11 protein-coding genes and 2 riboswitches are annotated in these 13,641 nt (G+C 73.2%); of the genes, 4 read left to right on the top strand and 7 right to left on the bottom strand.

Features of this window, described 5'->3' with window-relative positions:
* Positions 1 to 11: 11 nt before the first annotated feature.
* Positions 12 to 1,040: a ribonucleotide-diphosphate reductase subunit beta gene (locus MICAU_RS13090; RefSeq protein WP_013285788.1), complete on the bottom strand. Its 1,029-nt coding sequence runs from the start codon at positions 1,038 to 1,040 to the stop codon at positions 12 to 14.
* Positions 1,031 to 3,427 (bottom strand): ribonucleoside-diphosphate reductase subunit alpha, encoded by a 2,397-nt coding sequence (locus tag MICAU_RS13095; RefSeq protein WP_013285789.1) that lies wholly within the window; start codon positions 3,425 to 3,427, stop codon positions 1,031 to 1,033. The genes MICAU_RS13090 and MICAU_RS13095 overlap by 10 nt, the downstream gene beginning before the upstream one ends.
* A gap of 116 nt (positions 3,428 to 3,543) precedes the next feature.
* Positions 3,544 to 3,757: riboswitch (cobalamin riboswitch) on the bottom strand.
* 120 nt (positions 3,758 to 3,877) lie between these two features.
* On the opposite strand from MICAU_RS13095, the gene MICAU_RS13100 reads away from it, so the two are divergent.
* Positions 3,878 to 4,723, top strand: a complete 846-nt coding sequence (locus MICAU_RS13100) for a PrsW family glutamic-type intramembrane protease (RefSeq protein ID WP_013285790.1) — start codon at positions 3,878 to 3,880, stop codon at positions 4,721 to 4,723.
* A gap of 91 nt (positions 4,724 to 4,814) precedes the next feature.
* Here the strand turns inward: MICAU_RS13100 and MICAU_RS13105 are convergent, their stop codons facing one another.
* From MICAU_RS13105 to MICAU_RS13115, 3 genes are all read right to left on the bottom strand, one after another.
* Complete coding sequence (locus tag MICAU_RS13105) at positions 4,815 to 5,438, bottom strand: LysE family translocator (RefSeq protein ID WP_013285791.1); 624 nt, start codon at positions 5,436 to 5,438, stop codon at positions 4,815 to 4,817.
* A gap of 3 nt (positions 5,439 to 5,441) precedes the next feature.
* Positions 5,442 to 5,954 carry an acyl-CoA thioesterase gene (locus tag MICAU_RS13110; RefSeq protein WP_013285792.1) on the bottom strand — a complete coding sequence of 171 codons (513 nt, stop codon included), beginning with the start codon at positions 5,952 to 5,954 and terminating at the stop codon, positions 5,442 to 5,444.
* Positions 5,955 to 6,085: 131 nt separating this feature from the next.
* Positions 6,086 to 6,293: riboswitch (cobalamin riboswitch) on the bottom strand.
* A 30-nt stretch (positions 6,294 to 6,323) separates the two neighbouring features.
* Positions 6,324 to 6,893, bottom strand: a complete 570-nt coding sequence (locus MICAU_RS13115) for a DM13 domain-containing protein (RefSeq protein WP_013285793.1) — start codon at positions 6,891 to 6,893, stop codon at positions 6,324 to 6,326.
* 101 nt (positions 6,894 to 6,994) lie between these two features.
* Here MICAU_RS13115 and MICAU_RS13120 point away from each other — a divergent pair, with 101 nt between their 5' ends.
* Together MICAU_RS13120 and MICAU_RS13125 are read left to right on the top strand one after the other, a co-directional pair.
* On the top strand, positions 6,995 to 7,693 hold the full coding sequence (locus MICAU_RS13120) for a response regulator transcription factor (RefSeq protein ID WP_041799004.1): 699 nt from the start codon (positions 6,995 to 6,997) through the stop codon (positions 7,691 to 7,693).
* 8 nt (positions 7,694 to 7,701) lie between these two features.
* Positions 7,702 to 8,718, top strand: a complete 1,017-nt coding sequence (locus tag MICAU_RS13125) for a sensor histidine kinase (protein WP_162881604.1) — start codon at positions 7,702 to 7,704, stop codon at positions 8,716 to 8,718.
* A gap of 9 nt (positions 8,719 to 8,727) precedes the next feature.
* Here the strand turns inward: MICAU_RS13125 and MICAU_RS13130 are convergent, their stop codons facing one another.
* On the bottom strand, positions 8,728 to 10,365 hold the full coding sequence (locus MICAU_RS13130; protein WP_013285796.1) for an ABC-F family ATP-binding cassette domain-containing protein: 1,638 nt from the start codon (positions 10,363 to 10,365) through the stop codon (positions 8,728 to 8,730).
* A 118-nt stretch (positions 10,366 to 10,483) separates the two neighbouring features.
* Complete coding sequence (locus MICAU_RS13135; protein WP_013285797.1) at positions 10,484 to 12,634, bottom strand: hypothetical protein; 2,151 nt, start codon at positions 12,632 to 12,634, stop codon at positions 10,484 to 10,486.
* A gap of 81 nt (positions 12,635 to 12,715) precedes the next feature.
* Here MICAU_RS13135 and MICAU_RS13140 point away from each other — a divergent pair, with 81 nt between their 5' ends.
* Positions 12,716 to 13,480: a thioesterase II family protein gene (locus MICAU_RS13140; RefSeq protein ID WP_244879758.1), complete on the top strand. Its 765-nt coding sequence runs from the start codon at positions 12,716 to 12,718 to the stop codon at positions 13,478 to 13,480.
* Positions 13,481 to 13,641 lie beyond the last annotated feature (161 nt).

Raw genomic sequence — 13,641 nt, forward strand, 5'->3', positions numbered from 1 at the left:
GGGGGCGGCGCTCAGAAGTCGTCGTCGAATGTGACCGAGCCGGTCACCCCGACCTGGTACGCCGACACCCGGCGCTCGAAGAAGTTGGACAGCTCCTGCACGTCCTGCAACTCCATGAACGCGAACGGGTTGCCGCTGCCGTACATGGGGGCGATGCCGAGCACTGCGAGGCGCCGGTCGGCCACATGCTGGAGGTATTCGCGCATGTCGGCCAGTGACATCCCGGGCACGCCCTGCCCCAGCAGGTCCTCGGCGAAGCTCACCTCGCACTCCACCGCCTCGGCCAGCATCTCCTTCACCTGCCGCTCCATCTCGTCGTCGAACAGGTCCGGCTCCTCGGCGCGTACGGTCTCCACCACGTCGAAGGCGAACGCCATGTGCATCGACTCGTCCCGGAACACCCAGTTGGTGCCGGAGGCCAGCCCGTTGAGCAGTCCCCGGGAGCGCAGGAAGTAGACGTAGGCGAACGCGCCGTAGAAGAACAGGCCCTCGATGCACGCGGCGAAGCAGATCAGGTTGAGCAGGAACGCCCGCCGGTCCGCGCGGGTCCGCAGCTCGCGCAGCTCGAAGATCGAGTCGATCCACCGGAAGCAGAACTCGGCCTTGCGGGCGATCGACGGGATGTTCTCCACCGCGTCGAACGCGGCGAACCGTTCCTTCTCGTCCGGCACGTACGTGTCGAGCAGGTTCAGGTAGAACTGGACGTGCACCGCCTCCTCGAACAGCTGCCGGGACAGGTAGAGCCGGCCCTCCGGGGAGTTGACGTGCTGGTAGAGGTTGAGCACCAGGTTGTTGGCGACGATGGTGTCGCCGGTGGCGAAGAACGCCACCAGCCGCGACACCAGGTGCCGCTCGGCCGGGGACAGCTTCGCCAGGTCGGCGAGGTCCGAGTGCAGGTCCACCTCCTCGACCGTCCAGGTGTTCTTGATCGCGTCCTTGAACCGGTCGAAGAAGCGCGGGTAGCGCATCGGCCGCAGGGTCAGGTCCATGCCGGGGTCGAGCAGCATGTGCCGGGTCGGTGCGGTGGTGGTCACTGGCATGCCTCGCAGCTCTCGGGGTTCTCCAGGGAACAGGCCAGCGCCTCGTCGTCGCTCACGGCGGAGACCACGCCGGAGACCGGGGCGAGCACCGGCGCGACGGTGGCCTGCTGGATGCGGGTGGCGGGACGGGAACGCAGGTAGTAGGTGGTCTTCAGCCCGGCCTTCCAGGCGTACAGGTACATCGAGGACAGCTTGCCGATGGTCGGCGCGCTCAGGAACAGGTTCAGCGACTGGGACTGGTCGATGAAGGGCGCCCGCGCGGCGGCCAGGTCGATCAGCGCCCGCTGCGGCAGCTCCCAGGCGGTGCGGAACAGCTCCCGCACCGGCGCGGGCAGCTCGGTGATGTCCTGCACCGAGCCCTCGGCCCGCTTGATCCGGTCGCGGACCTGCGGTGTCCACAGGCCGCGCGCCTTCAGCTCCCGCACCAGGTACGTGTTGACCTGGAGGAACTCCCCGGACATGGTCTCGCGCTTGAACAGGTTGGACACCTGCGGCTCCACGCACTCGTAGCAGCCGGCGATGGAGGCGATGGTGGCGGTCGGCGCGATCGCCACCAGCAGTGAGTTGCGCAGCCCGTGGACGGCGATCCGCTCGCGCAGCGCCGCCCACCGTCCGGCCTGCGCCGGCTCCGCGCCCCACAGGTCCGGGTGCAGGTCACCCTTCGCGGCCCGGGTCTGCGGGTACGCCGGATGCGGCCCGAACCGCTCGGCCAGCCCGGCGGAGGTCTCCAGCGCGGTCAGCAGGATCTCCTCCTGCACGCGGGTGGACAGCTCCTTGGCCTGCGCCGAGTCGAACGGCAGGCGCAGCGTGAAGAACGCGTCCTGCAACCCCATCAGCCCGAGCCCGACCGGCCGCCAGCGCGGGTTCGACGCCGCCGCCTGCTCGGCCGGGTAGTAGTTGATGTCGATCACCCGGTCGAGGAACACCACGGCGGTGCGGACCGTGGCGCGCAGCCGCTCCCAGTCCACGCCGTCGGCGGTGACGTGGGCGCCGAGGTTCACCGAGCCGAGGTTGCACACCGCCGTCTCGGCGTCGTCGTTGACCTCCAGGATCTCGGTGCACAGGTTGGACAGGTGGATCACGTTGCCCGGCTCGCCGGTCTGGTTGGACAGCCGGTTCGCGGCGTCCTTGAACGTCATCCAGCCGTTGCCGGTCTGCGCGAGCGTGCGCATCATCCGCCCGTACAGGTCCCGCGCCCGGACCGTGCGGACCGCGTTCTTCTCCGCCGCCCGGTACGCGGCGTCGAACGCCTCGCCGTACAGGTCGGGCAGTTCCGGGGCGTCCGACGGGTCGACCAGCGACCACTCGCCGTCGGCCTCGACCCGGCGCATGAACTCGTCCGGGATCCAGTTGGCCAGGTTGAGGTTGTGCGTACGCCGCGACTCCTCGCCGGTGTTGTCCCGCAGCTCCAGGAACTCCTCCACGTCCGGGTGCCACGGCTCCAGGTAGACGCAGGCCGCGCCCTTGCGCCGGCCGCCCTGGTTGACCGCGGCCACCCCGGCGTCGAGCGTCTTGAGGAACGGCACGATGCCGTTGGAGCGCCCGTTGGTGCCCCGGATCAGCGCGCCCCGGCCGCGTACCCGCGACCAGGAGATGCCGATGCCGCCGGAGAACTTCGACAGCTTCGCCACCTGGTGGTACCGCTCGTAGATCGAGTCCAGCTCGTCGCGCGGCGAGTCGACCAGGAAGCACGACGACATCTGGGTGTGCCGGGTGCCGGAGTTGAACAGCGTGGGGGAGCTGGGCAGGTACGCCAGGCTGGACATCAGCCGGTAGAAGCCGACCGCCTCGCCCGGGGTGCGGGACAGCCCGCAGGCCACCCGCAGCAGCCAGTACTGCGGCGTCTCCACCACCAGCCGCGACTGCGGGTGCCGCAGCAGGTAGCGGTCGGCCACCGTGCGCAGTCCGAAGTACTCGAACCGCAGGTCGCCGTCCGGGTCCACGGCGTCGTCGAGCTTGCGGGCGTGCCGGGCCACGAACCCGGCCGTCTCGTCGCCGATCAGTCCCAGCCCGTGCGCGTAGGCGATCGACTGGCTGAAGCTCGCCACGCCCTGTCCGCGGACCTCCTTGTCCACGTACGCGGCGAGCAACCGCGCCGCCAGCTTCGAGTACTGCGGCTCCTCGCCGATCAGCTCCGCCGCGGTCTGGATCGACAACCGGTCCAGCTCGGCGGTGGTCGCCCCGTCGTAGAGCCCGCTTATCGTCTTCGTGGCCACCCGCAGCGGGTCCACCTCGTCCAGGTCGGCGACCCAGCGCTCGACCGCCCGGACGATCTTGCCGACGTCCACCGGCTCGGTGTCGCCGTCCCGCTTGCGTACCCGCATCGCCGGCCGGCGGGTCTCGGACCCGCCGGTTCCGGACGGGGGACTCTCCTGCACGACAGTCATGACCTCTCCTCGCTGTCACCGTCTGGAGACGGCGGGAGACGCCAACGGGCGCGGCGCACGGCCGGCCCGGCTGCTGGCGTCGGTCGTCCCGCGCGACCTCCGGCCGCCGTACGCGGAGGCGTACGGCGCGCTGGCAGGTCTTCGGACTCGCGGGCCCGACCGGGGTCGCCGGTCGCCTACCGGCCGTCGCTTCCCAGGCCGGTGGCCCAGTGCTGTTGACGGCTGTCGTTCCCACTCACCGCTGCGGGGCAGTCCCGGATTCCCACCGGGTTCCCTCTTGCCTCGGCCCGCCCCGAAGGGCTCGGCCGAACCAGCTGCGGCACCACCATATATGGCGGTGAGGGCTTGCGTGCAACACCAGATGTCGTGTCGGCGTGTCGGAATGATCTCACTGTCCACAGTGCCTACCCCCGATTCCGGCGCGAGCCGGCGGGCGCGATACTCGGCGGTATGGGGAATACCGGACGCCGCTGGGCGTGGGTGGCGGTCCTGCTCGTCGGCGTCGGGCTTCACCTGCTGGTGCTGGAGACACTCGCCGGCACCGGGACCGTCACGTTCGTCCCGGCGCTGATCGTGCTCGGCGCGTGCGTCGCGCCCGCCACGTTCCTGGCCTTCGCCCAGGGACGGCCGGCCCGCCGCCCGGTCCCCGGCTCCGTCGTCGGCGTCGCCGCGCTCCTCGGCGGCGTGGTCGGCGTGGTCGCCGCCGGCTGGCTGGAGTACGGCGCCCTGCACCGCCTCGGCGTCCTGCCGATGGCGCTCGTCGGCCTGGCCGAGGAGACCGCCAAACTGATCGTGCCGGCCGGCATCCTGCTGCTGTGGCGGCGGCACCCGTCCCCGGCGCAGGGCCTGGTGATCGGCGTGGCCTCCGGCGCCGGGTTCGCCGCGCTGGAGACCATGGGCTACGCGTTCGCCGCGTTCGTCGGGTCGGAGGGCAACCTCGGCGCGGTCGAGCGGACGCTGCTGGTACGCGGTCTCACCGCGCCCGCCGCGCACCTGGCCTGGACCGGGCTGACCGCCGCCGCGCTGTTCACGTTCGCCGCCGCGCCCGGCGGCCGGAAGCTGGCGGCGTTCCTGCTCACCTTCGCCGCCGCCGTCACGCTGCACACCTGCTGGGACACGTTCGGCACCCAGCCCGCGTACGTGTTCATCGGCGCCGTGTCGCTGGGCTGGGTGCTGCTGCGCCTGCACCTGGACCGCGAGCGGCCGCCCGCGTCCGGGACGCCGGCGGAGCCGAACCGGGACCGGCCTCATGATCATCGCCAGTTCGCCGAGGTGGCGGGGTCGGAGCACTTCTGATGCCGCCACCTCGGCGTGATGGAGTCGATCAACCGGCCCGGGCATTGCCGACCGCCGACCAGCCGACGCCCGCACCGCGCCCCGGTGCGTCTCAGCCGGCGGCCAGCCGGACGCCGAGCGCGACGAAGGCGACAGCGCAGAGCCGGTCGACGCGCCGTGACCAGCGGCTGTCGCCCCACCGCCTGGCGAACCGCCCGGCGCCCACCCCGAGCGCCAGGTCCACGGCGAGCTGCACCGCGACGAACAGCACGCCGAGCAGCACCAGCTGCGCCGCCACCGGGCCCGCCTCGGGCCGGACGAACTGCGGCAGGAACGCCACACTGAACAGGATCATCTTCGGGTTGAGCAGGTTCGTCAGCAGCCCGCGCCGGAACGCCCGCCCGGCACCCCCGTCCGGCCGGTCCGCCGGTGCGCCGGGCCGGCCCGTGCCGCGCAGCGCCCGCAGGCCCAGCACGATGAGGTACGCCGCACCGGCCCACCGGATCGCGGTGAACAGCACCGGGGACGCGGCGATCAGCGTGGCGAGCCCGGCCACCACGGCGGCGACGTGCACCGCCTCCCCGGCGGCGACCCCGAGCGCGGCCACCGCGCCCGCCCGTGGGCCGTACCGGGTGGCGTTCGCGAGCACGAACATCATGTCCGGCCCCGGGGTGAGCATGAGCACCACGATGGCGGCCAGGTAACCCGCGAGCGTGGCCGCCGACAGTCCGAGCACCGCTCAGCCCTCCCCGGCGCCGTCGAGCAGCGCCCGGCGCAGCGCCAGCCGGTGTTCGCGCCGGATCTGCGCCTCCCGGTAGCGCCGCCGGTCGCCGTCGGTCTCGGCGTGCAGCGGCGGCACCGGCCGGGGCTGCCCCTCGTCGTCCACCGCCACCATCACCAGGTGCGCGGTCGCCACGTCCACCGGCGGCACCGCGCGGTCCCACCGGTCCGCGCTGACCTTCACCGCCACCTCCATCGAGCTGCGGCCGGCCCAGGTGATCCGGGCGTCCACGTGTACCACGTCCCCCACGCGTACCGCCCGCAGGAACGCGGTCTCGTCGATGGCGGCGGTGACGGCCGGGCCGTCGGAGTGGCGGGCGGCGACCACACCGGCGACCGAGTCGATCAGGTTGAGGATGCGCCCGCCGTGGACCGTGCCCATCAGGTTGGTGTGGTGCTGGTCCATGATCTGCGACAGGGTCAGGTGCGAGGCCGACGGTGGTCGGCCGGTGAGCGTGATGGTGTCGGGCACTGTGCGGTTCCGTCCTCGCAGAAGCGGACCGCCGACCGGCCGGGGTGTGCACGTCGAGGACACGCCGACGGCCCTGCGCACGACGTGTCACCCGCCCGACCCACCCGCGAGGTCGACGGCGGCGCGCACCGGTGGTACGCGCGACGCGGGCAGGTCTTCGGACTCGCGGGCGTGACACGAGGTCGCCTACTGGCCGTCGCTTCCCAGGCCGGTGGCCCAGTGCTGTTGACGGCTGTCGTTCCCACTCACCGCTGCGGGGCAGTCCCGGATTCCCACCGGGTTCCCTCTTACGACACCCGGCCGTCGCCGACCGGGTGAACCAGCGCTTCCCGCAGCGTAGACCAGCGTCCGAGGCCGGCGGCACAGGCGTCAGGCCGGCGCCGAGCCCGTCCCGGCCGCGGCCAGCGGCGCCGCGCCGAACGACACCGCGAACCGCTTGCACCAGATCGACGCGCTGCGCAGACCGTCCAGGTCCACCGACGCCGGGATGTCGTACGCCTGGTCGCCGATGTTGCCCTTGAGCCGGCCCAGCTCGACCCAGCGGCCGTCGTCGAACACCTGCCAGCCGGCCCGGCCGGGCAGCACCTTCCGGTCGGTGAGCCACACCCGCAGGTCCGGCCCGTCGGAGGTGTCCAGTCCGCGCAGGAGCAGCTGACGGCGGCCGTCGGCGAGACGGACGAGCTGCGCCCGGCCGGACGTGTCGTGCTCGTGGGTGACGAAGTCACCGGCGGCGAGCACCACGTCGGCGGGCGCCGCGCCGGTCGGCGACGAGCCGGTCGTGCCGGCCGGCGCCGGTGAGGGCTCCGCCACAGTGGGCAGCGTCTCGCGTACCTCGCGGTCGGTCACCAGCCGCCACGGCTGGAACAGGTACAGGCTCACCCCGAGGCCGGTGACGGCCACGACGGCCAGCACCGACAACACCACACGTCTTCTGCCCATGCTCCGACGGTAGGCGCGTAGCCGGCGGAAAGATCTTTCCGTCCGCTTACAGGTCGACCGCGGGCCGCCGCACCGGGACGCCGATGGGTAGCGTCTGGCCCATGGGGCGCTACGTGCTCGTCGTCGACGACGACCGGACGGTGAGCGACGTCGTCCGGCGCTACCTCGAACAGGACGGCTGCCGGGTCCGGTTGTCCTTCGACGGGCCGGACGCGCTCGCCACGGCCGAGGAGGAGCCGCCCGACCTGGTGGTCCTCGACCTGATGATGCCGGGTCTCGACGGCATCGAGGTGTGCCGGCGGCTGCGTCGCAGGCTGCCCGGCCTGCCCGTCGTCATGCTCACCGCGCTCGGGGACGAGGCCGACCGGGTCGCCGGGCTGGAGGTCGGCGCGGACGACTACGTGACCAAGCCGTTCTCGCCCCGTGAACTCGTGCTGCGCATCCGGTCGGTGCTGCGGCGCGCGGCCCCGCAGGACCGGGGACCGACAGGGGTGCTGCGCGACGGCGACCTCACCGCGGACACCGACCGGCGCGTCGCCGAGCGCGGCGGGCAGCCGCTGTCGCTGACCGTACGGGAGTTCGACCTGCTCGCGTTCCTGCTGGCGAACCCGGGACGCGCCTGGTCGCGGGCCGAGCTGCTGGACCGCGTGTGGGGCTGGCGGTTCGGCGACCAGTCCACAGTCACCGTCCACGTCCGGCGGCTGCGGGAGAAGATCGAGGACCACCCGGCGCAGCCGCGCCGCATCGTCACCGTGTGGGGCGTCGGTTACCGGTACGAGCCGTCGGAGGCGTCCCGGTGAACGAACTGATGGTCATCGGGCTCTACGCCCTGCTCGCAGGCGCTGCGGTCGGCGCGCTCGGCGTCGGCGCGCTGCGGCTGGTGCGCCACCGGTCGATCCTCGCGCACATCGCGGTGCTGCTCGCGGTCACCATCGCCTCGGTGACGGCCGGCGTCACCGCCGTCGCCCAGGCCATGTTCCTGTCCGCGCACGACCTCCAGGTCGTCCTCGTCACGGTCGCCGCGTCCGCGGCGCTCAGCCTGGCCGTCGGGGTGGCGTTCGCCCGCCGCCTCGCCCAGGCGGCGGTCTGGGCCGACCAGGCCCGGCAGCGGGAACGGCAGCTGGAGGCGGGCCGCCGCGAGCTGGTCGCGTGGGTCTCCCACGACCTGCGTACGCCGCTGGCCGGGCTGCGGGCGATGGCGGAGGCGCTGGAGGACCGGGTGGTCGACGAGCCGGCGGCGGTGGCCGAGTACCACCGCCGGATCCGGGTCGAGACGGACCGGATGACGCGCCTTGTCGACGACCTGTTCGAGCTGTCGCGGATCACCGCCGGAGCGCTGCGGCCCGCGCTGTCCCCGGTGCCGCTCGGCGACGTGGTCTCCGACGCGATCGCCGCCACCGCGCCGCTGGCCGCCGACCGGCGGGTCCGGGTGCTCGCCCCGGAGACCGGCTGGCCGACCGTCCGGGCCGCCGAGGCCGAACTCGCCCGCGTCGTGACGAACCTGCTGGTCAACTCGGTGCGGTACACGCCACCGGACGGCACTGTCCGCATCGACGCCGGACGGGACGACGCCGACGCGTGGCTCGCCGTCTCCGACACCTGCGGCGGCATTCCGGAGGCGGACCTGCCCCGGGTGTTCGACGTGGCGTTCCGGGGCACCCGGGCCCGTACCCCCGCACCGGCCGGCGCCGACGAGGCGGCACCGGCCGGCGGCGGGCTGGGTCTGGCGATCGTGCGCGGACTGGTCGAGGCGCACGGCGGGCGGGTGCACGCGCACAACGTGACCGGCGGGTGCCGGTTCGTGGTCCGCCTGCCGGCGGTCTGACCGGGCCGGTCAGCCGGCGTCCGGGGGACCGGTCTCCACCAGGCGTCCGTCCGCCAGGCGCAGCCAGCGGCCCACGTCGATCGCGGCGAGGAACCGCTCGTCGTGGCTGACCACCAGCAGCGCGCCCCGGTAGGCGTGCAGCGCGCTCTCCAACTGCCCGACGCTGACCAGGTCGAGGTTGTTCGTCGGCTCGTCGAGCAGCAGGAGCTGCGGGGCCGGTTCGGCGCCCAGCACGCACGCGAGCGTGGCGCGCAGCCGCTCCCCGCCGGAGAGCACCCCGACCGGAAGATGCGCGCGCGGGCCGCGGAACAGGAAGCGGGCGAGCAGGTTCATCCGCTGCGCGTCAGGGGCCTGCGGCGCGAACGCGGCCAGGTTCTCCGCCACGGTACGGTCCAGGTCCAGCAGGTCCAGCCGCTGCGACAGGTACGCGATCCGGCCGTCCGCGCGGGTGATCCGGCCGCTCTCCGGCTCCAGATCGCCGTCGATCAGGCGCAGCAGCGTCGACTTGCCCGCGCCGTTGTCGCCGAGCAGGGCGATCCGCTCCGGACCGCGGATCGTCAGGTCGACACCGTCGGCGGCGAACAGCGACCGCTCACCGTGCCGGACCCGGACCCGTTCGGCGGTCAGCAGCGTGCGTCCGGCCGGGACGGTGGTGGCGGGCAGCTCCACCGTGATCGTCTTCTCGTTGCGCAGCGCCCGCTCGGCCTCGTCCAGCCGTGCCCGGGCGTCGTCGACCCGCCCGGAGTGCATCTCGTTCGCCTTGCCCGCCGCCACCTGCGCGTCCCGCTTCAAGCCGCCGGCGACGATCCTCGCCAGACCCGCGTTCTTCAGGTTCCGGGCGGCGTTGCCGGCTCGCCGGGCCGCCCGTTCGCGGGCCTCCTGCAACTCCCGCTTCTCCCGCTTGAGGTCCTGTTCGGCGCTGCGGACGTTCTTCTCCGCCACCTCCTGCGCGGCCCGCACGGCCGCCTCGTACGAGGTGAAGTCGCCGCCGTGGAAGCGCATCTCACCGCGGTCGAGTTCGGCGATGCGGTCCATCCGGTCCAGCAGAGCCCGGTCGTGACTGACCAGCAGCAGACAGCCGTGCCACTGTTCCAGCACGTCGTAGAGCCGGTGCCGGGCGCCCAGGTCGAGGTTGTTCGTCGGCTCGTCCAGCAGCAGCACGTCGGGCTGCTTGAGCAGTTGCGCCGCCAGGCCGAGGGAGACCACCTGCCCACCGCTGAGCGTGCCCAGGCGCCTGTCGAAGGCGAGGCCGCCGAGGCCGAGCCGGTCGAGTTGCGCGCGCGTGCGCTCCTCGATGTCCCAGTCGGCGCCGATGGTGGTGAAGTGCCTCTCGTCGGCGTCGCCGGCCTCGATGGCGTGCAGCGCCGCGATCAGCGGTGCGATCTCCAGGACCTCGGCCACAGTGAGGTCGGCGGCCAGTGGCAGGCTCTGCGGGAGGTAGCCCAGCACGCCGTCGACGGTCACCGACCCGGCGGCCGGGCGGTACTCGCCGGCGATCAGCTTGAGCAGCGTGCTCTTGCCGGCGCCGTTCGGCGCGACCAGTCCGGTCCGGCCGCCGCCGAGGGTGAAGGAGAGGTTCTGGAAGACCGGGGTGTCGTCCGGCCAGGAGAAGGTCAGGTTCGAGCAGACGACGAAGGAATCGGACATCAGGAAGACGACCTCGAAGATGAGGGCGGGCGGACCTCAGCCGCCCGGCGGGGGACACGGTCTCGGGGTACGACGGAACGACCACGGCGCTCGCCTGCGGTCGGTCACATGTCCGGTCTCACCCGGAGATGTCGTCGTCACCCGCCATGTCTGGTCTCCCTGCCTGCCTGATCGCCACTGGATCACTCCGGTCCACCGTAGCACCGGCGGTGGTCGCCAGGCGGTCCTGCAGACGGGCGTGCCGGAACTGGTAGACCGGCCCCACCGTGCGCAGCACCGACCGGCGGTGCGCGTCGTCGAGGAACCGGAGCAGCCGCAGCGGCGCCACCCCGGTACGGCGCAGCTCGACCATGACGAGCAGGGCGCGCCAGGTCTGCGAGGACGTCACGCCGAGCAGGAAGCCGCCGACGATGCCACAGGCGATGCCACCTTCCGCCGACCCGGCGAGCCGCCCCACCAGGCCACCCAGGACACCGAGCACGGACCCGAGCCAGAGGCCGCCGCCCACCGCGGACCACAGGTCCCGCCGCCAGGACAGCCGCGACGACACCGGGTCGTCCTCGTCCGCCGAGCCGGCCATCGCCAGGTACAGGCCCAGGGAGAGGCAACCGAGAAAACCGGTCGCGGTGAAGGCGAGGAAGACCGGGAAGGCCCGCCCGGACCCGATGCCTGTGACATCGGCGCACGCGGCGACGAGGAGCCCGAAGAAGCCCAGGAACAACGCACCGGTGAGCCCGGCGCCGAGCACGCTCTCCATCCGCTGACGGCTGACGACCCGGCTCCATCTGATCCGGCGGAGCCGCAGCGGACGCCGGCCGATCAGCACGTCCCGGGACAGCTTGGCGGTGAACGTGAGCACCAGCCCGAACGCCAGCCCGGCCAGGACCCCGAACGCCGGCCCGGCGAGCAACCCCGCGCTCAGTCCGGCGCCGAGACCGGTGACGAGCACCGTCGTGACCGCGTACAGGTCCCAGGAGGTGAACGACGCCAGGTGCCACCACACCAGATCGCGGCTGCCCGCCCGGTTCATCAGGTGGGCGAGGTGACCGAGCCAGCGCGCCGCCTGCGCAGCCGTGTAGCGCGGCTCCGGCACGCCGGGCTGGACGGCGTACGCCGCGGGAAGCACCCGGTCGAGCAGGGCGTCCTCCACCGCCTCCCGGCTGTGGTAGCTGTCGAGCAGCTCCGCGGCATCGTCGTCGGTGGTCACCGTGTCCCGGAACAGGCTCAGCATCAGCGGGCTGCGCAGCGCCTGCGCGACGGGACTCTCAGGCCGGTCGCGCACCTCGTCCACCAGCCGCTGCCACCCCGGCGGCAACGGCTGGGTCCGGCTCCGGGTGACGTACGCGGCGATGTCCGCGCCGGTCAGCGGCTCCAGCTCCAGGGCGGCGGCGCCGGAGAGGTGCCGGGCGGCGGCCACCGCCTCCACCAGCTCGCGGCTGCGGGTCGTCACCACCAGCCGGAACGTGGTCTGGACGTCGAGCGCGCGCAGGGCGACCGGTCGCAGGTCCGGCGGCAGTTCGTCCAGCCCGTCCAGGAAGAGCGCCACGTGCCCGCCCGTGACGAGCCGGCGGGCCGGTTCGAGCCCGCCGAGGACATCGTGATCGGCGGCCAGCCGGGCGGCCAGCCAGTCGGCGACCGGTTGCCGGCGCGGATCCCAGCCGGACACGGTCAGCAGCACCGGCACGGGTACCCGTGCGCGTTCCTGCTCCGGCAGGCGCTGCCGGTGCTCCAGCGCGTCGATCAGCAGCAGGACGACCGCTGCCGACTTGCCCGCCCCGGGCCGGCCGAGCAGCAGCAGGCGGCCGGAGCCCAGGCCCGCGTACACCCGGAACAGGTCGTGCAGGTCGCCGTGGGCGAGGTCGGCCGCCCGCACCGGCGGGACGGCCGGCAGGGGCGGGAACCGGACCAGGTCGCCCTCGGTCGCGGCGGCGTCCACCGGCCCGGTGACCGGCCGGTCCGACCACCGCCAGTGGACCCGGATCGGAACCGGCGCCCACAGCCCGCGCTCGGTCGCCGCGCGGCTCCACTGCGCGAGGACGGCGGCGGCCAGCTCGTCGGCCGCCCGCTGCGCCTCGGGGCCGGGGCGGCGTGCGCCCCGGTGGTTGCACCGCCACAGCCAGCCCAGGATCGGGCCGCCGGCCGCCAGGACGGCGAGGACCGACTGCAGCAGGGTGAGCTGCCGGTCGGTGGCGTTCGGCAGCCAGGCGACCGATGCGCCGAGCCCGGCCGCGACGAGCATCGCCAGCACCGACCAGACCCCCCGCCGCATCCCGGTAGTGTGCCAGGCGGCCGGCTGTCCACACAGGCCCGTCCGCCGAGCCGGGAGTGGTCCGGCCCTATGCTCCTGGCCATGCCCCAGGTGAGTGCGAGCCGCTGGTTCGGGCCGGCCGGTTCCCCGGCCGGCGACGCCCAGGTGTTCGTCTTCCCGTACGCCGGCGGCGTCGCCGCCTCCTTCGCGCAGTGGCAGGAACTGGCCGCGCCGGAGCTGTCGGTGCAGGTCGCGCTGATGCCGGGCCGGGGCGCCCGGCTGCACGAGCCACCCGTGGACGACCTCGCGGAGCTGGTGGACGCGCTGGCGACAGCCGTCGCCGAGCGGGCGTCCGGGCCGTTCCTGCTGTTCGGCCACAGCCTGGGGGCGCTCGTGGCGTTCGAGGTGACGCGGGAGCTGCGCCGCCGGGGCGCGCCCGCGCCGCTGGCGTTGCTGGTCGGCGGCGCGGAGGCGCCGCAGACCCGGCTGGTGCGGCGGCGCGTGCACGACCTCGACGACGCCGGTCTGATCGAGGCGTTGCGCGACTTCGGGGCCACGCCGGCCGCGCTGCTGGCCGACCGCGACCTGATGGAGCTGATCCTGCCCGGGGTACGCGCCGACTTCGCGCTGTCCGAGCGGTACGCCTACCGTCCGGAGCCGCCGCTGGAGGTGCCGGTGCACGTGCTGCTCGGCGACGGGGACGAGCACGTGGACCGGGACCGGGCCGCGGGGTGGGCCCGGGAATGTGTCACCGAACCGCGATGCCACGTGTTTCCCGGCGGGCATTTCTTCCTTACCGACCATCTGCCGGAAATCATCGACCTAATGCGACACATCGTCGCCAGTCACACCCCTGTGGCGGAATAGGCGACAAAGAACGGGTAAGGACTCGTACCCGTACCGGACCTTCCACAATGTCCGGTATTCGACCTGGTGAACGGCCGAGAAGCGGTGTTAAAGTTCGCCATCCGTTCGCCGAAGGGACGTCGCTGACGAGGCGGCATACTGTCGCGTGCGCCGAGGTGTTC

Source organism: Micromonospora aurantiaca ATCC 27029 (assembly GCF_000145235.1).
Lineage (GTDB): Bacteria > Actinomycetota > Actinomycetes > Mycobacteriales > Micromonosporaceae > Micromonospora > Micromonospora aurantiaca.